The sequence below is a fragment of the Aeromonas bivalvium genome, assembly GCF_046078285.1.
GTDB lineage: Bacteria > Pseudomonadota > Gammaproteobacteria > Enterobacterales > Aeromonadaceae > Aeromonas > Aeromonas bivalvium.
Genome location: NZ_JBGXBV010000010.1, coordinates 120,610 through 144,054 on the forward strand (window position 1 = coordinate 120,610; position 23,445 = coordinate 144,054).

Sequence of the window (23,445 nt, forward strand, 5' to 3'; positions counted from 1 at the left end):
AGTTCCTAGGTGGTTAATACCCATATGGTAGTAGTTGGCGCCAGATGAAAGCTTGACACCCATCATTGCGAAATCCAAAAAGTCGTTATTATTCTGATTCTTAATTCATAGCATATAGGAATGCTGAATAATTTTCACAAATGAGTCCCTTCTAGCGCCAGGCCGGGATGTCTGCGCCGGCAGCCTGCCGCTCCCATGGGGCGGGCAGTCTTCAGCAGCTTAGTCCAAGCTGCCCGGACGCTGCGTCACGACGAGTCGTATCGGTCGCTGCCCGCCCGCCGGAGCCGACTTGGGCTTTGTCGGCGGACTGGGTATACTGGCTACATATACAGTATTCAGGTGTATCAGCCATGCGACTCTTCATCGCGGAAAAACCCAGCCTGGGGCGTGCCATCGCCGATGTGCTGCCCAAACCTCACAAGAAGGGGGAGGGCTACATCGAAACGGCCCAGGGAGATGTGGTGACCTGGTGCATCGGCCATCTGCTGGAGCAGGCCGAGCCCGATGCCTACGACGCCGCCTACAAGCAGTGGCGCATGGAGCAGCTGCCCATCATCCCGGCCCAGTGGCAACTGGTGGCCAAGCCCAAGACCCGCAGCCAGCTCACCGTCATCAAGGGTCTCATCAAGCGGGCCGATTGCGTGGTCAATGCCGGCGATCCGGACAGGGAGGGGCAGCTGCTGGTGGACGAGGTGATCGACTTTCTCGGCTACCCCAAGTCCAGGCCGGTGCAGCGCTGTCTCATCAGCGATCTCAACCCCCCTGCGGTACGTCGTGCCCTCGAAGGCTTGCGCGACAACAAGGAGTTCGTGCCGCTGGCGGTGTCGGCCCTGGCCCGCAGCCGCGCCGACTGGCTCTATGGCATCAACATGACCCGGGCCTATACCCTGCTTGGGCGCAAGGCAGGTTGCAGCGCCCTGCTCTCGGTCGGCCGGGTGCAGACTCCCCTGCTCGGCCTGGTGGTGCGCCGGGATCTCGAGATCGAGGCCTTCGTCCCCAAACCCTTCTACGAGGTGCTGGCCCATGTGGCGACCGCGGGCAATGAGCGCTTCTGCGCCAAGTGGCAGCCATCAGAGGCCTGCCAGCCCTGGCAGGACGAGGAGGGGCGGGTGCTCAGGCGCGCCCTGGCCGAGAACGTGGTCAACCGCATCGCGGGCAAGGCCGCACGGGTCGAAGAGGTGGAGGAGCAGGCCCGGAAACAGGCGGCGCCACTGCCCTACAACCTCTCCAGCCTGCAGATCGATGCCGCCAAGCGGTTCGGCATGGACGCCAAGCGGGTGCTGGATATCTGCCAGAGCCTCTACGAGCGCCACAAGCTCATCACCTATCCCAGGTCCGACAGCCGGCACCTGCCCGGGGATCATCTCGGTCGGGCCCCCCGGGTGCGCGATGCCATCGCCGCCACGGCACCGGCGCTGGCCAGCGCCGTGGCCGAGGCGGATGGCAGCCTGCGCAGCAAGGCGTGGAACGACAGCAAGGTGGATGCCCACCACGCCATCATCCCCACCGAGAAACAGGGCAACGGCGCCACTCTGTCGGCGGATGAGAACAAGATCTACGGCCTGGTGGCGCGCCAATATCTGCTGCAGTTCTACCCGCCGTTCGAGTACAACGACAGTCGGGTGCTGCTGCGCATCGAGGGGGGGTTGTTTCAGGCCAAGGCCAGGCGCATCGTCAAGGCTGGCTGGAAGGCGCTGCTCGGGGTGGAAGAAGAGGACGACGAAGAGAAGGCCGGCACCCTGCCTGCCCTGAAAGAGGGGGAGCAACTGCTCTGCGAGCGGGGCGAGCTGCTGGAGAAGATGACCCAGGCTCCCAAGGCCTTCACCGATGCCAGCCTGTTGGCCGCCATGACGGGGATAGCCCGCTTCGTACAGGATCCCGAGATCCGCAAGACGCTCAGAGAGACGGATGGCCTGGGCACGGAGGCGACCCGGGCCGGCATCATAGACTTGTTGTTCAAGCGCCAGTTTCTGCATCGCCAGGGCAAGAGCATCAAGGCGACCCCGACCGGCCGCGCCCTGGTACAGGCCTTGCCCGAGAGTGCCACCACCCCGGACATGACGGCGCTGTGGGAGCAGAGCCTGGGCCAGATTGCCGAGCGTCATGGCAGTTACCAGCACTTCATGGGGCCACTCACCGAGCAGCTCAATGACCTGATTGAGGGGGCTCGCCACAGCTCGGGGGCCGATTTCAGCGGTCTGCCTAAGGAGAGCGCCGGGCGTCGCTCCTTCCCGAAACGCAAGTCGGCCGCTGCGGGGCGGGGCAGGAAGCCCGGCACCAAACCCGGTTCCGCCACCTCGTCGACGGGGCGCGGTGCACCGCGCAGGGCCGGCAAGGGGAAGGCGGCCTGAGGAACAAGGTCAAAGCGCAATACCAACGGGGCCCTCGGGCCCCGTTGGTATTGCGGCGTTGTCATGTGGCAGACGGTCAGCCGGTGTGCACGTTCTCTTCCGGATAGCGGATGCGGGTCTCGCTCGGCCTGGCCAGCATGAAGGCCAGGGTCAGGGGGCCGAGACGGCCACAGATCATAACCAATACCAGGATCAGCTTGCCCGGCTCGCTGAGCTGGGCCGTGATCCCTGTGCTGAGCCCCACGGTGGCAAAGGCCGAGATGGTCTCGAACATGATGCGGTCGAACGGCAGATCCTCGGTCACCATCAGCAGGAACATGGCCAGCATCAGCACCATGGCGCTGACGATGATGATGGCGAGCGATCGGGTCACCACCTGGGGCGCTATGGTGCGATCGAAGGCGGTGACATGGGGCCGCTTGGTGAGGAAGGCCCGGGTCGCCAGTACCACCACGGCGAAGGTGGTGACCTTGATGCCGCCCCCGGTGGAGGTGGTCCCCGCGCCGATGAACATCAGCATCATCATGAACAGCAGGGCGGGTGGGCCGAACTGACCCAGGTCTACAGTGTTGAAGCCGGCGGTGCGGGCGCTGGCGGACTGAAAGAAGGCGGCCAGCCACTGCTGGCCCGGGGTGAGGCCACCCAGGGTGCCCGGATTGTTGTGCTCCAGCAGCCAGAACATCAGGGTCCCGACCAGCAGCAGGGCCGGAGTCATCACCAGCATCAGCTTGCTGTGGAGTTTGAGCTTGCGAAATTTGCGGGTGCGCACCAGATCCATGATGACGGTGAAGCCTATGCCCCCCAGGATCAGCAGGGCGCAGATGGTCAGGCTGATGAGGGGGTCGTCCCGGTAGTCCATGAGATTGTTGGCAAACAGCGAGAAACCGGCGTTGTTGAAGGCCGAGGCGGCGTGGAAGAAGCTGACGTAGAGGCCATGATGCCACCCCAGCTCGGGCACCCAGCGCAGGGCCATGATGGCGGCGCCGATCAGCTGGGCCAGGAAGGCGAACACTATGATGCGCTTGACCAGACGCACTATGTTGATCGACCCCTCCTGACCCAGGGCCTCCTTGGCGAGCACCTGCTGGCGCAGCCCGACCCGCTTGCTGAGCAGGGCCAGCAACAGCACAGTCATGGTCATCTGCCCCAGACCGCCAATTTCCATCAGCACCAGCAGGAACAGCTGGCCCTGCAGGGTGAAGGCACTGCCGGTGTCCACCACCCCCAGCCCGGTCACGCTGATGGCCGAGGTGGCGGTGAAGAGGGCATTGATGAAGCTTACCTCGCCATAATGACTGGAGGGCTGGGCCAGAAACAGGGTGCCCACCGCCAGTATGGCCAGAAAACTGCCGAGGATGAGCTTGGGCTCGCTCCAGCGGGAGGCATTATCCGGGCGGATGGCGAAGGTGTAGGTATCACGCCACAGGGAGCTCATTGCTTGTCCAGCCAGCGGTCGATGGCATGCTTGTTGCCCGCCAGGATCAGGATATCGCCGAGGGCCAGGGTCAGGGTGCCGGTCAGCACGTTGTGGAGGGTCTGCCCCCGCTTGATCGCCAGCAGCTGAAACTCGGTCTGTTGCAGCAGATCCAGGTCGGCCAGGGTACGATCGTTGAGTTGCAGGCCGATCACGAATTCGGTCAGCACCATGTCGTGCCCCAGCTCCAGGTAGTCGACCAGCCGGGTATCGAACATGCTCTGGGCGACGCGGCGGCCCATGTCCCACTCGGGATTGATCACCTTGTCCGCCCCGACCTTCTTCAGGATCTTGGCGTGGAACTTGTCGCGGGCCTTGACCCATACCTTCTTCACTCCCGCCTCCTTCAAGACGAGGGTGGTGAGTATGCTGGTCTCTAGGCTGTCGCCGATGGCGACGAAGACGATGTCAAACTCGGCCAGGCCCAGTTCGGCGACCGTGTTCTCGTCGGTGGCGTCCGCCACTATCACATGGCTGCAGAAGGTGGCCACCTGGCGGGTCCTCACCTCATCGATGTCGATGGCCAGGACCTCGGCATCTTGACGCTCCAGCTCTTCGCACAGGGCGGTGCCAAACAGTCCCAGGCCAATCACGGCAAATTGGTTGTTCATCAGTTGTCCTTCAGGAGGGTGAGTTTTCTACTCTAAACCAGCCGTGTGAGTCCGCAAAGGGGGCTCGCCCTGCCGGGGGCCATATCGGCATCGCCATGGCTCGGGGGCGAAGGCGGGCGTGGGACGATCGGCCACGGGATTTCTCGCCTCGAACCCAGTTGAGGTAGACTGGCGGCCTGTCATTGCCGGGACCCGCAGATGAAACTCACCGCTCACGCCGACTTGTCGGCCCTCAATACCTTCTCCCTCGCGGCCCGCTGCCGCTGGCTGGCCGAACTCACCCGGGTGGACGAGCTGCCCTCCCTGATGGCGACCCCCGAGTTTCTGGGTCAGCCACGTCTCATCTTGGGCGGGGGCAGCAATCTGCTGTTCACCTGCGATTTCGAGGGGCTGGTGATCCACAATCGCCTGCGGGGCATCCAGGTGGAGGATGGCGGGGATCACTGGTTGCTGCAGGTTGCTGCCGGCGAATCCTGGCATGAGCTGGTCTGTCACACCCTGGCCCAGGGGATGCCCGGGCTGGAGAACCTGGCGTTGATCCCGGGTACTGTGGGCGCCGCTCCGGTGCAGAACATAGGCGCCTACGGGGTGGAGCTGGCCTCCTTCTGTCGTCATGTGGACACCTTCAACTGGCATACCGGCCAGCAGGAGCGGATCCCGGCCGAGGCGTGCCGTTTCGGTTATCGGGACAGCATCTTCAAGCACGACTATCAAGAGAGTCACCTGATCACCGCGGTGGGGCTGGCGCTCCCCAAGGCCTGGCTGCCCGTGCTCGGCTATGGCCCCCTGGGCGCCCTGGCGGCGCCCACCCCGCAGGCCATCTTCGAGACTGTCTGCGCCACCCGCATGGCCAAGCTGCCGGATCCGGCCGTGCTCGGCAATGCCGGCAGTTTTTTCAAGAATCCCGTGGTGTCCGCGGCCCAGGCCGATGCCCTCAAGGAGAGATGGCCGACGCTGCCCGTCTATGGGGCCGGGGAGGGGCAGAGCAAGCTGGCGGCGGGCTGGCTCATCGATCAGTGCGGCCTCAAGGGGTTCGCCATCGGCGGCGCCCAGGTCCATGGGCAGCAGGCCCTGGTGCTGGTCAACCGCGGCGGCGCGACGGCTGTAGAACTGATCGCCCTGGCCGCCCATGTGCGCGATGCGGTGCAGCAGCGCTTCGGGGTCCTGCTGGAGCACGAGGTGCGCTTCATGGGAGCCAGTGGCGAGACCTGGCTCGACGAGGTGCTGGCATGAGCCTGACGTCGATCCGCCAGACCCTGATAGGCCTGCTCAGCGACGGCCAGTTTCACTCGGGCGAGCAGCTCGGCGAGCAGCTTGGCATCAGCCGGGCGGCGGTGAGCAAACACATGGCGGCGCTCAAGGGGCTGGGGCTGGATCTGTTCAGCCTGACCGGCAAGGGGTATCGCCTCGCCTTCCCCCTCGCGCTCTACGATCGGGATCTGCTGCAGGGTCTGGCGCCCCTGGCCCCCATCCACAGCTTTGCGGTGATCGACTCCACCAACCAGTATCTGCTGGAGCGGGTCAACCAACTGCGCTCTGGCGAGAGCTGCCTGGCCGAATGCCAGACTGCAGGGCGGGGTCGGCGCGGCAAGCCCTGGGTCTCGCCATTCGGTTGCCAGCTGCTGCTCAGCATGTATTGGCGGCTCGAGCAAGGTATGGCGGCCGCCATGGGATTGAGCCTGGCGGTGGGGGTGGCCGTGGTCGAGGCGCTCGAATCCCTTGGCTATCCCGGGGTGGAGTTGAAGTGGCCGAACGACCTCTATTATGAAGGGCGCAAGCTGGCCGGGATCCTGGTGGAGATGAGCGGCAGTGCAGGGGCCAGCTGCCACCTGGTGATCGGGGTCGGCCTCAACCTGGCGATGCCGAGCCGGGAAGGGGAGAAGATAGATCAGGCCTGGGCCGAGCTGCGCCATATCCAGCCTGAGCTGGTGGATAGAAATCAACTGGCCGCCCGCATGATAACCCACCTGCAACGGGCGATGCAGACCTTCGAGCTGCACGGGCTGGCCAGTTTCGTCGAGGCCTGGAACCGGCTCGATCACTTCGCCGGCCGGCAGGTGCGCCTTTTGATGGGGGAGCAGGAGATCCGGGGCATCGCCCGTGGCATAGATGATCGTGGCGCTCTGCGACTGGAAACGGGGGAGGGGATCAAATTCTACCTGGGGGGGGAGCTATCCCTGCGTCGGGGGGATTGAGGAGACCCAGATAACGGAAGAGGGGGCCTGCGGGCCTCCTCTTCGTTTACCGACAGCTGCGGTTATTTGCGCAGCTTGATCTGCTCGATGGCGTGTTCCGCCCCCTTGGTGAGGATCAGATTGGCCCGCTCCCGGGTCGGCAGTATGTTCTCTTGCAGATTGAGATAGTTGATCTCCTGCCAGATATTGCCGGCGATCCGGGTCGCCTCGCTCTCCGCCAGCTTGGCATAGTGATGGAAGTAGGAGTCGGGGTCGGCGAAGGCACCGCTGCGAAACTTGAGGAAGCGCTCGATATACCAGGTGCGCAGCAGGTCGGCATCCGCATCCACATAGATGGAGAAGTCGACGAAGTCCGAGACGAAGACCCTGTGGGGGTCTTGCGGGTAATCCATGCCGCTTTGCAGCACGTTGAGCCCCTCCAGGATCAGGATGTCCGGCTGCTCGATCACCTTGGTCTCGTCGGGGATGACATCATAAATCAGATGGGAATAGACGGGGGCCTCGACCCGCTCGTGTCCGGCGCGAATGTCGGCGACAAACTCCACCAGGCGGCGGATGTCATAGGACTCGGGAAAGCCCTTGCGCCGCATCAGGCCACGTTCTTCCAGCACCTTGTTGGGGTAGAGAAAGCCATCCGTGGTGACCAGCTCCACCCTGGGGTGTTCGGGCCAGCGCTCCAGCAGGGCCTGCATGATGCGGGCCGTGGTGCTCTTGCCCCCCGCCACACTGCCCGCGATGCTGATCACATAGGGCACCTTGCCCCGGGACTGACCGAGAAACTGCTCCAGCACCCGGCTGCGGCGCTGCTTGGCCTTGACGTAGAGATTGAGCAGGCGGGAGAGGGGCAGATAGATCTCTTCCACCTCCTGCAGCGATACCTTTTCGTTGATGCCCTGCAGGGTCTTGAGCGCGGGCTCGGTCAGGGTCAGGGGGACTGCATCGCGCAACACAGCCCACTGTTCGCGGGTAAATTGCAGATAGGGGTTGTGCTCTGTCGTCATGGGTTCATCACTGTTTCTGGGGCTGGGCGACCATACACCAAGGGGGGGAGAGCGACAAGGGACACGTCAGGATCGTGCGGCCAGGGCCGGTTTTTTGGCGGGATGCCGGCAATAATCGCCATTTTGCCGAGCGCAACAGTTGCATCACCAAAAACCTTACAATAAAATGCGCGACGCTTAGATGTCAGTCGTCTATTTGCTAGACAAGAGCGACAAAACAACGGGTGCAAGCAGAATTACCGTTGTGACAATCGAGTATGGAGGGGTTCCCGAGTGGCCAAAGGGATCAGACTGTAAATCTGACGGCTCTGCCTTCGAAGGTTCGAATCCTTCTCCCTCCACCATATTTCTCTGCGGTTTGAGTTCTTTGGGTTAGAGAAATGCGGGCATCGTATAATGGCTATTACCTCAGCCTTCCAAGCTGATGATGCGGGTTCGATTCCCGCTGCCCGCTCCAAGATGCTGATATGGCTCAGGCAATGCCGAGAGTCACACCTAAGGTGAGGTCGGCAGTTCAAATCGGCCAGTCAGTACCAGCCTCTCTTTCCCACCCAATTCAAATCCATCATATAAACTGTTCTGTGGTTAGCTTGCCACCGCGTACTCAGCGTTAGTTTAGAGGGACGATCATGTCTAAAGAAAAATTTGAGCGTAGTAAACCGCACGTTAACGTGGGTACCATCGGCCACGTTGACCACGGTAAAACCACCCTGACTGCAGCCATCACCAACGTGCTGGCCAAGCACTACGGCGGTAAAGCCTTCGCCTTCGACCAGATCGACAAGGCCCCGGAAGAGCGTGAGCGTGGCATCACCATCAACACCTCCCACGTAGAATACGACACCCCGACCCGTCACTACGCCCACGTAGATTGCCCGGGTCACGCCGACTACGTTAAGAACATGATCACCGGTGCTGCCCAGATGGACGGCGCTATCCTGGTGGTTGCTGCGACTGACGGCCCGATGCCGCAGACCCGTGAGCACATCCTGCTGGGCCGCCAGGTAGGCGTACCTTACATCATCGTGTTCATGAACAAGTGCGACATGGTCGATGACGAAGAGCTGCTGGAACTGGTCGAGATGGAAGTTCGCGAACTGCTGTCCGAGTACGACTTCCCGGGTGATGACCTGCCGGTGATCCGTGGTTCCGCGCTGAAAGCGCTGGAAGGCGACGCCGCATGGGAAGAGAAGATCCTGGAACTGGCTGGCCACCTGGACAGCTACATCCCGGAGCCGGAGCGTGCGATCGACCTGCCGTTCCTGATGCCAATCGAAGACGTCTTCTCCATCGCTGGCCGTGGTACCGTAGTAACCGGTCGTGTAGAGCGCGGTATCGTGAAGGTTGGTGAAGAAGTGGAAATCGTTGGTATCAAAGATACCACCAAGACCACCTGTACCGGCGTTGAAATGTTCCGCAAACTGCTGGACGAAGGCCGTGCCGGTGAGAACGTTGGCGCGCTGCTGCGTGGCGTGAAGCGTGAAGACGTGGAGCGTGGTCAGGTACTGGCCAAGCCGGGCACCATCAAGCCGCACACCAAGTTCGAATCCGAAGTGTACGTGCTGTCCAAAGAAGAAGGTGGTCGTCACACCCCGTTCTTCAAAGGCTACCGTCCGCAGTTCTACTTCCGTACCACCGACGTGACCGGTACCATCGAACTGCCGGAAGGCGTAGAGATGGTAATGCCGGGCGACAACATCAAGATGGTTGTCACCCTGATCGCCCCGATCGCGATGGACGACGGCCTGCGTTTCGCCATCCGTGAAGGTGGCCGTACCGTAGGTGCTGGTGTTGTAGCCAAAGTTATCGCTTAATCTTGGCTTACATAAATAAAGCAAAGCCCCTATAATAGGGGCTTTCTTATGCAGGGGCGTAGTTCGAATTGGTAGAACAGCGGTCTCCAAAACCGATGGTTGGGGGTTCGAATCCCTCCGCCCCTGCCATGCACCTCGTCTCGTACGGGGCTTTTGTGTCTTTGGTAACGTCAGATACAGGTAGGTTGTATGAGTGTGAGTTCTGAGAATCAGGGCGGAAGCAAGGATACCCTGCTTTGGGGCCTGGTTTTCATTATCCTGGCGGCCGCTGTAGTGGGTAACTACCTGCTGCACGATGTAGCCGCTGCCGTCCGCGCCTTGGGTGTGGTCGTTGTCATTGCTGTCGCTGGTGCGGTAGCCCTGCAAACCACCAAGGGTAAGGCAACACTGGCTTTCGCCCGTGAGTCTCGCCTGGAAGTCCGCAAGGTCGTATGGCCAACCCGTCAGGAAGCCATTCAGACAACCCTGATTGTGCTGGCGGTGACCGCCATCATGGGCTTGCTGCTGTTCGTTCTGGACGGCGCCTTGGTCTGGTTGGTCAACTTGATTACCGGCGTGTAAGGATTAGCCATGACTGAACAACGTGAACAACGCATGAGATGGTATGTCGTACAGGCATTCTCCGGCTATGAAGGCCGGGTTGCAAAGTCTCTGCGTGAACATATCAAGATGCATGGCATGGAAGACATGTTTGGCGAAGTGCTGGTGCCGACCGAAGAAGTGGTCGAGATGCGTGCCGGCCAGAAGCGCAAGAGCGAGCGCAAGTTCTTCCCGGGCTATGTGCTGGTTCAGATGCTGATGGATGAAACCACCTGGCACCTGGTGCGTAACGTACCGCGTGTAATGGGCTTCATCGGTGGCACCTCCGACCGCCCGGCGCCGATTTCCGACAAGGAAGCCGATGCCATCCTCAATCGCCTGCAAGACTCCCACGACAAGCCACGTCCGAAGACCCTGTTTGAGCCGGGTGAGATGGTGCGTGTTGCCGATGGTCCGTTCGCGGATTTCAACGGTACCGTCGAGGAAGTGGATTACGAAAAGAGCCGCGTAAAGGTCTCCGTCCTGATCTTTGGCCGCTCGACACCGGTCGAGCTGGATTTTGGTCAGGTCGAAAAGGGCTGATTGAATTCTGTACGTTTAACGGTTGTCAGGGGCAGCGATTATCTCTATAATTCGCTGCCCCTTTATTAGCTGGGGAGCCGTTTGCAGGAGCAAGTCTCCGAGGCGTTTGAACCCATTTTTGAGGTATTTTTGTAATGGCTAAGAAAGTCACAGCTTATATCAAGCTGCAAGTTAAAGCTGGCAGTGCCAACCCAAGCCCCCCCGTCGGTCCGGCCCTGGGTCAGCACGGTGTCAACATCATGGAATTCTGTAAGGCATTCAACGCCCGTACAGAGAAGCTGGAAAAAGGTTCACCGACTCCGGTCGTGATCACCGTTTACAGCGACCGTTCCTTCACCTTCGAAACCAAGACTCCGCCCGCTTCCTTCCTGCTGAAGAAAGCCGCTGGTATCCAGTCTGGTTCCGCCAAGCCGAACAAAGACAAGGTTGGTAAGGTGACTGTTGCTCAGCTGCAAGAAATCGCCAAGACCAAAGAGCCGGACATGACCGGTGCCGATCTGGATGCAAAAGTACGTTGCATCGCAGGCTCCGCTCGTTCCATGGGTCTGGTAGTGGAGGATTAAGACAATGGCTAAAATTTCCAAGCGTATGCGCGTTATTCGCGAAAAAGTTGACGGTACCAAAGAGTACGGCATCAACGAAGCCATTGCCCTGCTGAAAGAACTGGCCACTGCCAAGTTCGTTGAAAGCGTTGACGTTGCTGTCAACCTGGGTATCGACGCTCGTAAATCCGACCAGAACGTTCGTGGCGCCACTGTGCTGCCGCACGGTACCGGTCGTGACGTTCGCGTTGCCGTATTCACCCAGGGTGCCAACGCCGAAGCTGCCAAGGCTGCCGGTGCTGACCTGGTTGGTATGGACGACCTGGCCGAGCTGGTCAAGAAAGGCGAGATGAACTTCGACGTCGTGATCGCATCCCCGGATGCCATGCGCGTTGTTGGTCAACTGGGCCAGATCCTGGGTCCGCGTGGCCTGATGCCTAACCCGAAAGTGGGCACCGTGACCCCGAACGTTGCCGAGGCCGTCAAGAACGCCAAAGCCGGTCAGGTCCGCTACCGTAATGACAAGAATGGTATCATCCATACCACTCTGGGTAAGGTTTCTTTCAACGAAGTTCAGCTGAAAGAAAACTTGGAAGCGCTGCTGGTTGCCCTGAAAAAAGGCAAGCCCTCTTCCGCCAAAGGTGTCTTCATCAAGAAAGTCAGCATCTCCACCACCATGGGTGCCGGTGTTGCCGTAGACCAAGCTTCCCTGGAAGCTCAGGCCTAATTGATGGGTTTTACAAGGCGCAAAATTTAATCTATAATTTTGCGCCTTGATTGGTTGGGGGTTTCGACCTCCGTCCAAGACCGCAGGAGGCGGCAACGCCTTAATATTTCCTGCGTAGACGGTGCCGGAAACCCAGCGAGAAAGACTTTTCTCTTCTGGAATCCTGCCACCGCATCGTTCCCTCTGGCAACAGGGGGATGTATCAGTACTGGGTCTCGGTGGCCCAGATTCAATCCAGGAGCTAAGCCAATGGCATTAGGACTCGAAGACAAAAAGGCAATTGTTGCTGAAGTCAACGAAGCTGCCAAAGGCGCACTGTCCGCAGTTGTTGCCGATTCCCGTGGCGTGACTGTCGACAAGATGACCGTCCTGCGTAAAACCGCTCGTGAAGCCGGTGTGTACATGCGCGTTGTGCGTAACACCCTGCTGCGTCGCGCGGTAGAAGGTACCGAATACGAGTGCCTGAACGACGTATTGACCGGTCCGACCTTGATTGCTTTCTCTAACGAACACCCGGGCGCTGCCGCTCGTCTGTTCAAAGAGTTTGCCAAAGCGAACCAAAAGTTCGAAATCAAGGCTGGCGCTTTTAACGGTGAGTTTATCGCCGCAGCACAAATTGATCGTCTGGCTACCCTGCCGACTTACGATGAAGCAATTGCGAAGTTGATGGCTACCATGAAGGAAGCCTCTGCTGGCAAGCTGGTTCGTACTATCGCTGCTGTCCGCGATCAGAAGCAAGCTGCTGCTTGATTCTTACCTATTTAGGCTGTTTGAGTTTATTCAACATCAGGAATTTTTGTCATGTCTATCACTAAAGACCAAATCATCGAAGCCGTTGCTTCCATGTCCGTAATGGAAGTTGTTGAGCTGATCGAAGCTATGGAAGAGAAGTTCGGTGTTTCTGCCGCTGTTGCTGTTGCTGCCGGTCCGGCTGCTGAAGCAGTAGAAGAGAAAACCGAGTTCGACGTAGTTCTGACTGCTGCCGGTGCCAACAAAGTTGCCGTCATCAAGGCCGTTCGTGCCGCTACCGGTCTGGGCCTGAAAGAAGCCAAAGATCTGGTTGAAGCTGCCCCGGCTAACCTGAAAGAAGGCATCGCTAAAGACGAAGCCGAAGCTCTGAAGAAAGAGCTGGAAGCTGCCGGTGCTTCTGTTGAGATCAAATAATCTGCATTCATGTAGATTAGCCTGATAAAACAGGCTAGGGCTGGTGAATTTTTGTTCACCAGCCTTTTTGCGCTGTAGACTGAGAGCATTTTCACACCGTTTGCGACTCTCGGTGCACCAGCAAACCGGGCCGCACTTTCGCCCGGTCAACACAAAACGGTGTTGAGACAGAGCTGTCCTGCGGGACAGAGTGGGTCACTTATCAGCGAGCTGAGGAACCCTATGGTTTACTCTTATACCGAAAAAAAACGCATTCGTAAGGACTTCGGTAAGCGAGACCAGGTACTGGACACGCCTTATCTGTTGTCCATTCAGCTGGACTCCTTCAAGCAGTTCATCGAGGCTGACCCGGAAGGTGAATATGGCCTAGAGGCCGCTTTCCGTAGCGTTTTCCCGATCACCAGTTACTCCGGTAGTGCTGAGCTTCAGTATGTCAGCTATCGCCTGGGTGAGCCGGTATTTGACGTAAAAGAATGCCAGATCCGTGGAGTGACCTACTCCGCGCCGCTGCGTGTCAAGCTTCGTATGGTTCTGTACGACCGTGAAGCAGCTGCCGGCACCGTCAAAGACATCAAGGAACAAGAAGTTTACATGGGCGAAATTCCGCTCATGACCGAAAACGGCACCTTTGTCATCAATGGTACCGAGCGGGTCATCGTCTCCCAGCTGCACCGCAGCCCGGGCGTCTTCTTCGACCACGATAAAGGCAAAACACATTCATCCGGTAAGGTACTGTATAACGCCCGCGTTATTCCCTACCGTGGCTCCTGGCTGGACTTCGAGTTCGATGCGAAAGACAACCTGTTTGTCCGTATCGACCGTCGTCGCAAACTGCCGGCGTCCATCATTCTGCGCGCCCTGGACTTCAGCTCCGAAGAAATCCTGGCCACCTTCTTCGAGACCATAGGTTTCGAAGTCAAGGATGGCAAGTTGATGATGGATCTGGTGCCCGAGCGCCTGCGTGGCGAAACCGCGACCTTCGACATCGTTGCCAATGGCACTGTAGTGGTCGAAACCGGTCGTCGTGTCACCGCCCGCCACATCCGTCAGCTGGAAAAAGACGCCATCACCCAGATCGAGGTGCCGGTGGAGTATGTTGTTGGCAAAGTTGCAGCCAAGGACTACGCACATCCCCAGACTGGCGAAATGGTCGTGACCGCCAACCAGGCCCTGAGCCTGGAAGCGATCGCCAACCTGTCCCAAGCCGGCTTCAAGCACTTCGAGGTTCTGTTCACCAACGAACTGGACCACGGTGCCTACATGTCCGAGACCCTGCGTATCGACAACAGTTCCAACCGTTTGGAAGCGCTGGTCGAGATCTATCGCATGATGCGTCCGGGCGAGCCGCCCACCCGCGAAGCGGCAGAGCAGCTGTTCGAAAACCTGTTCTTCTCTTCCGAGCGTTACGACCTGTCTACCGTGGGTCGGATGAAGTTCAACCGCCGTCTGTCCCGTGAAGACGAGACCGGCGTGGGCACCCTGACCAAAGACGACATCGTCGAAGTCATGAAGCGCCTGATCGACATCCGTAACGGCAATGACGAGGTGGACGATATCGACCACCTGGGTAACCGTCGTATCCGTTCCGTCGGTGAAATGGCCGAGAACCAGTTCCGTGTCGGTCTGGTCCGTGTCGAGCGTGCGGTGAAAGAGCGTCTCTCCCTGGGCGACCTCGACACCCTGATGCCGCAGGATCTGATCAACGCCAAGCCGATCTCCGCCGCGGTCAAAGAGTTCTTCGGTTCCAGCCAGCTGTCCCAGTTCATGGACCAGAACAACCCGCTGTCCGAAGTGACTCACAAGCGCCGTATCTCCGCGCTGGGCCCGGGCGGTCTGACCCGTGAGCGTGCCGGCTTCGAAGTTCGAGATGTACACCCGACTCACTACGGTCGTCTGTGCCCCATCGAGACCCCTGAAGGTCCGAACATCGGTCTGATCAACTCGCTGTCCGTGTATTCCCGCACCAACGAGTACGGTTTCCTCGAGACCCCGTACCGCAAGGTCATCGACGGTCTGATCTCCGACGAAGTGGATTACCTCTCTGCCATCGAAGAAGGCAAGTACGTCATCGCTCAGGCCAATGCGGCAGTCAGCGAAGATGGTCGCCTGAAAGATGAACTGATCCCGTGCCGCCACAAGGGTGAATCCACCTTTATGAACGCCGATCAGATCCAGTACATGGACGTGAGCCCACAACAGATCGTCTCTGTGGCAGCGGCCCTGATCCCCTTCCTGGAACACGATGATGCGAACCGGGCCCTGATGGGTTCGAACATGCAACGTCAAGCCGTGCCGACCCTGCGTGCCGACAAGCCGCTGGTAGGTACCGGCATGGAACGCGCCGTGGCCGTTGACTCCGGTGTGACCGTGGTGGCCAAGCGTGGCGGCGTGATCGACTATGTCGATGCTTCCCGTATCGTTATCAAGGTCAACGAAGATGAGCTGCTGCCTGGCGAAGCCGGCATCGACATCTACAACCTGACCAAGTACACCCGTTCCAACCAGAACACCTGTATCAACCAGCGTCCGTGCGTGATGCTGGGCGAGCCGGTGATGGCCGGTGACGTACTGGCTGACGGTCCGTCCACCGATCTCGGTGAGCTGGCGCTGGGCCAGAACATGCGCGTCGCCTTCATGCCGTGGAACGGTTACAACTTCGAAGACTCGATCCTGGTGAACGAGCGTGTGGTGCAGGAAGATCGCCTGACCACCATCCACATCCAGGAACTGGCCTGTATCTCCCGTGACACCAAGCTGGGTCCGGAAGAGATCACTGCCGACATCCCGAACGTGGGTGAAGCCGCTCTGTCCAAACTGGACGAGTCCGGCATCGTCTACGTGGGTGCCGAAGTGAAGGGCGGCGACATCCTGGTCGGCAAGGTCACCCCCAAGGGTGAAACCCAGCTGACCCCGGAAGAGAAGCTGCTGCGCGCCATCTTCGGTGAGAAGGCGTCCGATGTGAAGGATTCCTCCCTGCGTGTGCCGAACGGTGTGTACGGTACCGTGGTTGACGTGCAGGTCTTTACCCGCGATGGCGTGGAAAAAGACAAGCGCGCCAAAGAAATCGAAGAGATGCAGCTGAAGGAAGCGAAGAAGGACTTGACCGAAGAGTTCAAGATCCTGGAAGACGGCGTATTCGGCCGTACTCGCAACCTGCTGCTGGCCGCCGGTTACAGCGAAGATCGTCTGAACAAGCTCGATCGTTCCAAGTGGTTTGAACTGGCCATCGACGATGAAGCCAAGCAAATCGAGCTGGAGCAGATCGCCGAACAGCACATCGAGCTGCGCGCCGACTTCGACAAGAAGTTCGAGAACAAGCGTCGCAAGATTATCCAGGGTGATGATCTGGCGCCGGGCGTACTGAAAATCGTCAAGGTTTACCTGGCAGTCAAGCGTCGCATCCAGCCGGGTGACAAGATGGCGGGCCGTCACGGTAACAAGGGTGTCATCTCCAAGATCTGTCCGGTCGAGGACATGCCCCATGACGAGTTCGGCCGTCCGGTCGACATCGTACTGAACCCGCTGGGCGTACCGTCCCGGATGAACATCGGTCAGATCCTCGAAGTGCACCTGGGCCTTGCGGCCAAGGGCATCGGCGAGAAGATCGACCGCATGATCAAGGAACAGCGCGAACTGCACGAGATGCGTGAGTTCTTGCAGAAGGTCTATGACCTGGGCGAGAAGGACACCCAGCAAGTGAACATCGCCGAGCTGTCTGACGACGACGTGCGTACCCTGGTCGGTAACCTGCGCAAGGGCCTGCCGGTGGCAACACCTGTCTTCGACGGCGCCAAAGAGCGTGAGATCAAGGCCCTGCTGAAGCTGGCCGACCTGCCGGAATCCGGTCAGATCTCCCTGTTCGACGGCCGTACCGGTAACACCTTTGAGCGCAAGGTCACTGTGGGTTACATGTACATGCTGAAGCTGAACCACCTGGTAGACGACAAGATGCACGCGCGTTCTACCGGTTCCTACAGCCTGGTTACCCAGCAGCCGCTGGGTGGTAAGGCGCAGTTCGGTGGTCAGCGGTTCGGTGAGATGGAAGTGTGGGCCCTGGAGGCTTACGGTGCGGCATACACTCTGCAAGAGATGCTGACCGTCAAGTCTGACGATGTGAACGGCCGTACCAAGATGTACAAGAACATCGTGGATGGCGACCACCGTATGGAGCCGGGCATGCCCGAATCCTTCAACGTATTGCTGAAGGAAATCCGCTCTCTGGGTATCAACATCGAGCTGGACGAAGAGTAAGAGTCCGCTCTTATTGTTCGAGAATTGACGTGGGCGCCCCGCTGTTTTGGCAGCAGGGGCGCCGAGGTTAGACTCCTGACAGGGGAAACACGTGAAAGACTTACTCAAGTTTTTGAAGGCTCAGACCAAGACCGAAGAGTTTGACAGTATCAAGATCGGTCTGGCCTCTCCTGACATGATCCGCTCCTGGTCATTCGGTGAGGTCAAAAAGCCTGAGACCATCAACTACCGGACTTTCAAGCCGGAACGCGATGGTCTGTTCTGCGCCCGTATCTTCGGACCGGTGAAGGACTACGAGTGTCTGTGCGGCAAGTACAAGCGCCTGAAACACCGTGGTGTGATCTGCGAGAAGTGCGGCGTAGAAGTGACCCAGACCAAGGTCCGTCGCGAGCGCATGGGCCACATCGAGCTGGCCAGCCCGACTGCCCACATCTGGTTCCTGAAGTCCCTGCCGTCCCGTATCGGTCTGCTGCTGGACATGACCCTGCGTGACATCGAGCGCGTGCTGTATTTCGAATCCTATGTGGTTATCGAACCCGGCATGACCAACCTCGAGCGCAGCCAGATGCTGTCCGAAGAGAACTATCTGGACGCACTGGAAGAGTGGGGCGACGAATTCGACGCCAAGATGGGTGCCGAAGCAATCCTGGCATTGCTGCGCGCCATCGATCTGGAAGGTGAAGTCAAGACCATGCGCGAGGAGCTGGATCAGACCAACTCCGAGACCAAGCGCAAGAAGACCACCAAGCGTCTGAAGCTGATGGAAGCCTTCCTGCAGTCCGGCAACAAGCCGGAGTGGATGATCATGACAGTGCTGCCCGTGCTGCCGCCGGACCTGCGTCCGCTGGTACCGCTGGACGGCGGCCGTTTCGCGACCTCCGATCTGAACGATCTGTACCGTCGCGTGATCAACCGTAACAACCGCCTGAAGCGTCTGCTGGACCTGGCTGCACCGGACATCATAGTGCGCAACGAAAAGCGCATGCTGCAAGAGTCCGTCGATGCGCTGCTGGACAACGGCCGTCGCGGTCGTGCCATCACAGGTTCCAACAAGCGCCCGCTGAAATCCCTGGCCGACATGATCAAGGGTAAGCAGGGTCGTTTCCGTCAGAACCTGCTGGGTAAACGTGTCGACTACTCCGGTCGTTCCGTTATCACCGTAGGCCCGACCCTGCGTCTGCATCAGTGCGGTCTGCCGAAGAAGATGGCGCTGGAGCTGTTCAAGCCCTTCATCTATGGCAAGCTGGAAACCCGCGGTCTGGCGACCACTATCAAGGCCGCCAAGAAGATGGTGGAGCGCGAAGAAGCTGTCGTTTGGGATATCCTGGACGAAGTGATCCGCGAGCACCCGGTTCTGCTGAACCGTGCACCGACTCTGCACCGTCTGGGTATCCAGGCATTCGAACCGACTCTGGTCGAAGGCAAGGCCATTCAGCTGCACCCGCTGGTCTGTGCTGCGTATAACGCGGACTTCGATGGTGACCAGATGGCGGTCCACGTACCGCTGACCCTGGAAGCCCAGCTGGAAGCGCGCGCCCTGATGATGTCTACCAACAACATCCTGTCGCCTGCCTCCGGTGAGCCGATCATCGTGCCTTCTCAGGACGTGGTCTTGGGTCTGTACTACATGACCCGTGCCCGTATCAACGCCAAAGGCGAAGGTATGGTGCTGGCCGGCCCGAAAGAAGCCGAGAAAGTGTATCGCGCCGGTCTGGCCGATCTCCATGCTCGTGTGAAAGTACGCATTACCGAATACCTGCGTCAGGAAGACGGTTCCCTGCGTGAACACACCGAGATGAAGAACACCACGGTCGGTCGTGCGATCCTGAGCCTGATCCTGCCCAAAGGCATGGAATACGCCCTGATCGACGAGCCCAAGGTGCTGACTGCCGCCGAACAGGCCGATCTCGATGCCAATCCGCAGAACTGGATCAAGTGCGTCTCCAACAAGGCGTTGGGCAAGAAGCTCATCTCCCGTCTGCTGAACACCTGCTATCGCAAGCAGGGCCTGAAGGACACCGTCATCTTCGCTGACCAGCTGATGTATACCGGTTTCCATTACGCGGCCCTGTCCGGTGCGTCCGTTGGTATCGATGACATGGTCATCCCGGATGCCAAGAAAGACATCATTGCGGCAGCCGAAGCCGAAGTTGCCGAGATCCAGGACCAGTTCCTGTCCGGTCTGGTGACCGCGGGTGAGCGTTACAACAAGGTTATCGATATCTGGGCCAGCGCCAACGAGCGCGTCTCCAAGGCCATGATGGAGAACTTGTCCAAAGAGCGTAACGTCAACTCCCTGGGCGAAGAGGAAGAGCAGGCCTCGTTCAACAGCATCTTCATGATGGCCGACTCCGGGGCGCGGGGTTCCGCCGCCCAGATCCGTCAGCTGGCCGGTATGCGTGGCCTGATGGCCAAGCCGGATGGCTCCATCATCGAGACCCCGATCGTCGCGAACTTCCGCGAAGGTCTGAACGTACTGCAGTACTTCATCTCCACTCACGGTGCTCGTAAGGGTCTGGCGGATACCGCACTGAAGACGGCGAACTCCGGTTACCTGACTCGTCGTCTGGTCGACGTGGCCCAGGACATGGTGATCACCGAGGATGATTGCGGCACGACCGACGGTCTGTGGATGACTCCGCTGATCGAAGGTGGCGACGTGGTCGAGCCGCTGCGTGAGCGCGTGCTGGGCCGTGTGGTGGCCGATGACGTGATCAAGCCGGGCACCGAAGACGAAGTGCTGGTAGCACGCAACACCCTGCTCGACGAGCAGCTGTGTGACCTGCTGGAGCGCAACTCCGTTGACCGCGTGAAGGTACGTTCTGCCATCACCTGTGAGACCGACTTCGGTAACTGTGCTCACTGCTACGGCCGTGATCTGGCCCGTGGTCACCTGGTGAACAAGGGTGAGGCTGTCGGTGTTATCGCCGCCCAGTCCATCGGTGAGCCGGGTACCCAGCTGACGATGCGTACCTTCCACATCGGTGGTGCCGCATCCCGTGCCGCTGCCGAGAGCAGCATCCAGGTCAAGAACACAGGTAGCATCAAGCTGCAGAACGCCAAGTTCGTTCACAACAGCGAAGACAAGCTGGTTATCACCTCCCGTTCTACCGAACTGACCATCATGGACGAGATGGGCCGTACCAAGGAAAGCCACAAGCTGCCTTACGGTTCCGTGCTGGAAGTGAAAGACGGTCAGGCCGTGACGGCCGGTGAAACCGTGGCGAACTGGGATCCGCACACCCACCCGATCATCACCGAAGTGGCGGGGCGCCTCCAGTTCGAACACATGATCGATGGTGTGACCATCACCCGTCAGACCGACGAGCTGACCGGTCTCTCCTCTATCGTCGTGCTGGATGTCAACGAGCGTCCGAGCGCCGGTAAAGAGATGCGTCCGACCGTGAAACTGGTCGACCTGAACGGCAAGGATGTGATGATCCCGGGTACCGACGTAGCCGCCCAGTACTTCCTGCCGGGCAAGGCGATCGTCAACCTGGAAGATGGTGCCAACGTGGGTGTGGGTGACGCGGTTGCGCGTATCCCGCAGGAATCCGGCGGTACCAAGGACATCACCGGTGGTCTGCCGCGCGTTGCGGATCTGTTCGAAGCACGTATTCCGAAGGAACCGGCTATCCTGGCCGAGATCTCCGGCACCATCTCCTTCGGGAAAGAGACCAAGGGCAAACGCCGTCTGGTCATCACCCCGACCGATGGTGGCGATATCTACGAGGAGATGATTCCGAAGTGGCGTAACCTGAACGTGTTCGAAGGTGAAAAAGTTGAGAAGGGTGAAGTGCTGGCGGACGGTCCCGAGTCTGCACACGACATCCTGCGTCTGCGTGGTATCAGCCCGGTCGCCAACTACATCGCCAACGAAGTGCAGGACGTTTACCGTCTGCAAGGCGTTAAGATCAACGACAAGCACATCGAAGTCATCGTGCGTCAGATGCTGCGCAAGTGCGAGATCCTGAGTGCCGGCGATACCGACCTGATCGAAGGCGAACAGGTTGAAGTGGCTCGCGTCAAGATTGCCAACCGTAAGCTGGTTGCCGAGGGCAAGGTCCCGGCCACCTACCGTCATATCCTGATGGGGATTACCAAGGCATCTCTGAGCACCGAGTCCTTCATCTCCGCGGCCTCCTTCCAGGAGACCACCCGTGTTCTGACCGAAGCGGCCGTTGGCGGCAAGCGTGACGAACTGCGTGGCCTGAAAGAGAACGTGATCGTGGGTCGTCTGATCCCGGCTGGTACCGGCTTTGCCTACCACCACAGCCGGATCAACCAGCGTGCCGCCGCAGCCCGTGCTGTCGGTGTGCCCCAGGTGACAGCCGATGAAGCCCAGCAAAATCTGGCGGATCTGCTCAACGCATCCGGTAGCTTCGACGAAGAGTAATCTTCCGTTGTCGTGATTGAAAAAGGGCTCCTGCAAGGAGCCCTTTTTGTTGCCTGTGTGTCGGTTCTGGCCTGCACCGTCGCGGGGCAGCAGATGATCCAGTGCAAGGTTATAGAGCAAAAAATCAAAAAAAGTTGACATTGCCAGTGCGCAATTGAAAACTCGGGTCAGGTAACCGTGATTACAGGGGTAAAAGATGACTGTTGGTATCGAGGATGTAATGCTTCCCGAGGAACAGCTGGTCAGTCGCACTTTTACAGACGAAGACAGGGAATTGTTGCGCTCCTATGAGGGGCTGATCGAGGGCTTGGCCGAACTGTTCGGCAAGCACTGTGAGGTGGTACTTCACTCCCTGGAGAATCTGCACGAGTCGGTGATCAAGATAGCGAACGGTTTCAACACCGGGCGCAACGAGGGTGCGCCGATAACGGATCTGGCACTGCGTATGCTCAAGGACATCGAGAATACCGGCCAGGACTATACGCAAAGCTACTTCGCCCGCAGCCGAACCGGTGCTCTGATGAAGTCGATCACCATCGCCATTCGCAACGGCGACAAGCAGGTGATCGGCCTTATCTGCATCAACCTGCATATCAATGCGCCGTTCCACGAGTTTGTGGCTGAGTTCTTCCCGACGCCGCAGCAGGTCGAGCGTCAGTCTCCCGAGACCTTCGCCAACAGCGTGGAGGAGCTGGTCGCCCAGACGGTGGACAACACCATCGACGAGATCAACCGGGATCCGACCGTGGCGAACAACGCCAAGAACCGTTTTATCGTGACCCAGTTGTTCGAGAAGGGCATATTCGATATCAAGGATTCGATCAATCTGGTCGCCGACAAGCTTAATATTTCCAAACACACCGTCTATCTTTACATCCGCCAGCGCAAGCAGGGTGAAGATGAGAGCGAGTGAGCGCCATAGAAGAGGACAGATGAATGGCTAAAGAAGTAATCGCAACCGAGCAGGCACCTGCCGCGATCGGTCCGTACGTGCAGGGCACCAAGCTGGGAGAGCTGGTGTTCACCTCGGGTCAGATCCCGCTCGATCCCACCACCATGGAGATCGTCAGCGGTGGCGTCGAGGCCCAGGCCGAGCAGGTGATGAAGAACCTGGTTGCCGTATTGAAGGCGGCTGGCTCCGATCCCAGCAAGGTGCTGAAGACCACCTGCTTCCTGAGCGACATGAACAACTTTGTGGCCTTCAATCAGGTTTATGCCCGCTACTTCGGCGAGTCCGCTCCGGCGCGCTCCTGCGTCGAAGTCGCGCGTCTGCCCAAGGATGTGCTGGTAGAAGTGGAAGCGATTGCCCATCTCTGATCCGGCAGCGCTGTGATGAGCCCCTCCCGGAGGGGCTTTTTTGTCTCCGGTCCCCCGGGACCCTCTTGGGAATACGGATATGAGTCTGAGTTTCGCGCTGCTGGTGACGGGGCCCGCCTATGGCAGCCAGACGGCCAGCACGGCCTACCGCTTCGCCAGGGCCCTGCTGGCCGAGGGGCATACCCTGTCTCACCTCTTCTTCTATCAGGACGGGGTGAGCAACGGCAATCAGCTCCATGCCCCGGCCTCCGATGAGGTCGATCTGGTGCGGCTGTGGGCCGAACTCGCCATCGAGCAGGGGATCCGCATCGATGTCTGCGTGGCGGCGGCCATGCGTCGCGGTGTGCTGGATCAGGCCCAGGCCAGCGAGGTGGGCAAGGCCCAGTTCAATCTGGCCGAGCCCTTCTGTCTCAGTGGCCTGGGCCAGCTGGCGGAAGCGGCCCTGACTGCCGATCGCGTCGTGCAATTCTAGGAGCTGAC

Annotated in this window: 18 protein-coding genes and 3 tRNA genes; 18 read left to right on the forward strand and 3 right to left on the reverse strand. The window is 59.4% G+C overall.

Annotated elements, in window-relative coordinates; all coding sequences use genetic code 11:
- The first annotated feature begins 350 nt into the window (after nucleotides 1-350).
- The gene (locus tag ACEUCR_RS18105; RefSeq protein WP_408791726.1) at nucleotides 351-2,351 is read left to right on the forward strand and encodes a DNA topoisomerase III; all 2,001 of its coding nucleotides are present in this window, start codon (nucleotides 351-353) and stop codon (nucleotides 2,349-2,351) included.
- A gap of 76 nt (nucleotides 2,352-2,427) precedes the next feature.
- On the opposite strand, the gene ACEUCR_RS18110 is transcribed toward ACEUCR_RS18105, so the two are convergent.
- Both ACEUCR_RS18110 and ACEUCR_RS18115 read right to left on the reverse strand, forming a co-directional pair.
- Nucleotides 2,428-3,786 carry a TrkH family potassium uptake protein gene (locus ACEUCR_RS18110; RefSeq protein WP_111874209.1) on the reverse strand — a complete coding sequence of 453 codons (1,359 nt, stop codon included), beginning with the start codon at nucleotides 3,784-3,786 and terminating at the stop codon, nucleotides 2,428-2,430.
- Entirely contained in the window at nucleotides 3,783-4,436 is a 654-nt protein-coding gene (locus ACEUCR_RS18115) for a potassium channel family protein (protein WP_041997873.1), read from the reverse strand. Before ACEUCR_RS18115 ends, ACEUCR_RS18110 begins: the two co-directional genes overlap by 4 nt.
- A 198-nt stretch (nucleotides 4,437-4,634) precedes the next feature.
- Here ACEUCR_RS18115 and murB point away from each other — a divergent pair, with 198 nt between their 5' ends.
- Both murB and birA read left to right on the forward strand, forming a co-directional pair.
- Nucleotides 4,635-5,669, forward strand: coding sequence for a UDP-N-acetylmuramate dehydrogenase (gene murB / locus ACEUCR_RS18120; RefSeq protein ID WP_408791728.1), 1,035 nt, complete (start codon nucleotides 4,635-4,637; stop codon nucleotides 5,667-5,669).
- On the forward strand, nucleotides 5,666-6,631 hold the full coding sequence (gene birA, locus ACEUCR_RS18125; protein WP_408791730.1) for a bifunctional biotin--[acetyl-CoA-carboxylase] ligase/biotin operon repressor BirA: 966 nt from the start codon (nucleotides 5,666-5,668) through the stop codon (nucleotides 6,629-6,631). The genes murB and birA overlap by 4 nt, the downstream gene beginning before the upstream one ends.
- 62 nt (nucleotides 6,632-6,693) lie before the next feature.
- Here birA and coaA read toward each other — a convergent pair whose 3' ends face one another.
- Nucleotides 6,694-7,632: a type I pantothenate kinase gene (gene coaA, locus ACEUCR_RS18130; protein WP_041997867.1), complete on the reverse strand. Its 939-nt coding sequence runs from the start codon at nucleotides 7,630-7,632 to the stop codon at nucleotides 6,694-6,696.
- A gap of 259 nt (nucleotides 7,633-7,891) precedes the next feature.
- On the opposite strand from coaA, the gene ACEUCR_RS18135 reads away from it, so the two are divergent.
- The 15 genes from ACEUCR_RS18135 to tusD all read left to right on the forward strand — a co-directional run bounded on the left by ACEUCR_RS18135 (nucleotide 7,892) and on the right by tusD (nucleotide 23,437).
- Nucleotides 7,892-7,976 (forward strand) — tRNA-Tyr (locus ACEUCR_RS18135).
- Nucleotides 7,977-8,014: 38 nt separating this feature from the next.
- Nucleotides 8,015-8,089, forward strand: a tRNA-Gly gene (locus tag ACEUCR_RS18140).
- A gap of 172 nt (nucleotides 8,090-8,261) precedes the next feature.
- On the forward strand, nucleotides 8,262-9,446 hold the full coding sequence (gene tuf / locus ACEUCR_RS18145) for an elongation factor Tu (protein WP_041997865.1): 1,185 nt from the start codon (nucleotides 8,262-8,264) through the stop codon (nucleotides 9,444-9,446).
- Between the two features lie 52 nt (nucleotides 9,447-9,498).
- Nucleotides 9,499-9,575 (forward strand) — tRNA-Trp (locus ACEUCR_RS18150).
- 60 nt (nucleotides 9,576-9,635) lie between these two features.
- Nucleotides 9,636-10,007: a preprotein translocase subunit SecE gene (gene secE, locus ACEUCR_RS18155; RefSeq protein ID WP_041997862.1), complete on the forward strand. Its 372-nt coding sequence runs from the start codon at nucleotides 9,636-9,638 to the stop codon at nucleotides 10,005-10,007.
- Nucleotides 10,008-10,016: 9 nt separating this feature from the next.
- Nucleotides 10,017-10,568: a transcription termination/antitermination protein NusG gene (gene nusG / locus ACEUCR_RS18160; protein WP_041997860.1), complete on the forward strand. Its 552-nt coding sequence runs from the start codon at nucleotides 10,017-10,019 to the stop codon at nucleotides 10,566-10,568.
- Nucleotides 10,569-10,702: 134 nt separating this feature from the next.
- Entirely contained in the window at nucleotides 10,703-11,131 is a 429-nt protein-coding gene (rplK, locus tag ACEUCR_RS18165; protein ID WP_016352267.1) for a 50S ribosomal protein L11, read from the forward strand.
- A gap of 4 nt (nucleotides 11,132-11,135) precedes the next feature.
- On the forward strand, nucleotides 11,136-11,837 hold the full coding sequence (gene rplA / locus ACEUCR_RS18170) for a 50S ribosomal protein L1 (RefSeq protein WP_041997857.1): 702 nt from the start codon (nucleotides 11,136-11,138) through the stop codon (nucleotides 11,835-11,837).
- A gap of 249 nt (nucleotides 11,838-12,086) precedes the next feature.
- Entirely contained in the window at nucleotides 12,087-12,587 is a 501-nt protein-coding gene (gene rplJ, locus ACEUCR_RS18175; protein ID WP_041997855.1) for a 50S ribosomal protein L10, read from the forward strand.
- 51 nt (nucleotides 12,588-12,638) lie between these two features.
- Nucleotides 12,639-13,001, forward strand: coding sequence for a 50S ribosomal protein L7/L12 (rplL, locus tag ACEUCR_RS18180; protein ID WP_041997853.1), 363 nt, complete (start codon nucleotides 12,639-12,641; stop codon nucleotides 12,999-13,001).
- A gap of 222 nt (nucleotides 13,002-13,223) precedes the next feature.
- Nucleotides 13,224-17,252 (forward strand): DNA-directed RNA polymerase subunit beta, encoded by a 4,029-nt coding sequence (gene rpoB / locus ACEUCR_RS18185; protein ID WP_408791733.1) that lies wholly within the window; start codon nucleotides 13,224-13,226, stop codon nucleotides 17,250-17,252.
- Between the two features lie 91 nt (nucleotides 17,253-17,343).
- Nucleotides 17,344-21,648 (forward strand): DNA-directed RNA polymerase subunit beta', encoded by a 4,305-nt coding sequence (rpoC, locus tag ACEUCR_RS18190; protein WP_041997849.1) that lies wholly within the window; start codon nucleotides 17,344-17,346, stop codon nucleotides 21,646-21,648.
- 196 nt (nucleotides 21,649-21,844) lie between these two features.
- Entirely contained in the window at nucleotides 21,845-22,561 is a 717-nt protein-coding gene (locus ACEUCR_RS18195; protein ID WP_041997847.1) for a helix-turn-helix transcriptional regulator, read from the forward strand.
- A 23-nt stretch (nucleotides 22,562-22,584) separates the two neighbouring features.
- The gene (locus ACEUCR_RS18200) at nucleotides 22,585-22,965 is read left to right on the forward strand and encodes a RidA family protein (RefSeq protein WP_041997845.1); all 381 of its coding nucleotides are present in this window, start codon (nucleotides 22,585-22,587) and stop codon (nucleotides 22,963-22,965) included.
- A 79-nt stretch (nucleotides 22,966-23,044) separates the two neighbouring features.
- A complete protein-coding gene (gene tusD, locus ACEUCR_RS18205) occupies nucleotides 23,045-23,437 on the forward strand; it encodes a sulfurtransferase complex subunit TusD (RefSeq protein WP_111874205.1) in 393 nt (130 codons plus the stop codon).
- Nucleotides 23,438-23,445 lie beyond the last annotated feature (8 nt).

What these genes read in the sequence shown, in the direction of transcription:
- ACEUCR_RS18115 (WP_041997873.1), bottom strand. Translation starts at nt 4,436, where the DNA reads ATGAACAACCAATTTGCCGTGATTGGCCTGGGACTGTTTGGCACCGCC.
- birA (WP_408791730.1), top strand. Translation starts at nt 5,666, where the DNA reads ATGAGCCTGACGTCGATCCGCCAGACCCTGATAGGCCTGCTCAGCGAC.
- rplK (WP_016352267.1), top strand. Translation starts at nt 10,703, where the DNA reads ATGGCTAAGAAAGTCACAGCTTATATCAAGCTGCAAGTTAAAGCTGGC.
- tuf (WP_041997865.1), top strand. Translation starts at nt 8,262, where the DNA reads ATGTCTAAAGAAAAATTTGAGCGTAGTAAACCGCACGTTAACGTGGGT.
- rplL (WP_041997853.1), top strand. Translation starts at nt 12,639, where the DNA reads ATGTCTATCACTAAAGACCAAATCATCGAAGCCGTTGCTTCCATGTCC.
- rplJ (WP_041997855.1), top strand. Translation starts at nt 12,087, where the DNA reads ATGGCATTAGGACTCGAAGACAAAAAGGCAATTGTTGCTGAAGTCAAC.
- coaA (WP_041997867.1), bottom strand. Translation starts at nt 7,632, where the DNA reads ATGACGACAGAGCACAACCCCTATCTGCAATTTACCCGCGAACAGTGG.
- ACEUCR_RS18200 (WP_041997845.1), top strand. Translation starts at nt 22,585, where the DNA reads ATGGCTAAAGAAGTAATCGCAACCGAGCAGGCACCTGCCGCGATCGGT.
- ACEUCR_RS18105 (WP_408791726.1), top strand. Translation starts at nt 351, where the DNA reads ATGCGACTCTTCATCGCGGAAAAACCCAGCCTGGGGCGTGCCATCGCC.
- rplA (WP_041997857.1), top strand. Translation starts at nt 11,136, where the DNA reads ATGGCTAAAATTTCCAAGCGTATGCGCGTTATTCGCGAAAAAGTTGAC.
- murB (WP_408791728.1), top strand. Translation starts at nt 4,635, where the DNA reads ATGAAACTCACCGCTCACGCCGACTTGTCGGCCCTCAATACCTTCTCC.
- ACEUCR_RS18110 (WP_111874209.1), bottom strand. Translation starts at nt 3,786, where the DNA reads ATGAGCTCCCTGTGGCGTGATACCTACACCTTCGCCATCCGCCCGGAT.
- rpoB (WP_408791733.1), top strand. Translation starts at nt 13,224, where the DNA reads ATGGTTTACTCTTATACCGAAAAAAAACGCATTCGTAAGGACTTCGGT.
- secE (WP_041997862.1), top strand. Translation starts at nt 9,636, where the DNA reads ATGAGTGTGAGTTCTGAGAATCAGGGCGGAAGCAAGGATACCCTGCTT.
- ACEUCR_RS18195 (WP_041997847.1), top strand. Translation starts at nt 21,845, where the DNA reads ATGACTGTTGGTATCGAGGATGTAATGCTTCCCGAGGAACAGCTGGTC.
- tusD (WP_111874205.1), top strand. Translation starts at nt 23,045, where the DNA reads ATGAGTCTGAGTTTCGCGCTGCTGGTGACGGGGCCCGCCTATGGCAGC.
- nusG (WP_041997860.1), top strand. Translation starts at nt 10,017, where the DNA reads ATGACTGAACAACGTGAACAACGCATGAGATGGTATGTCGTACAGGCA.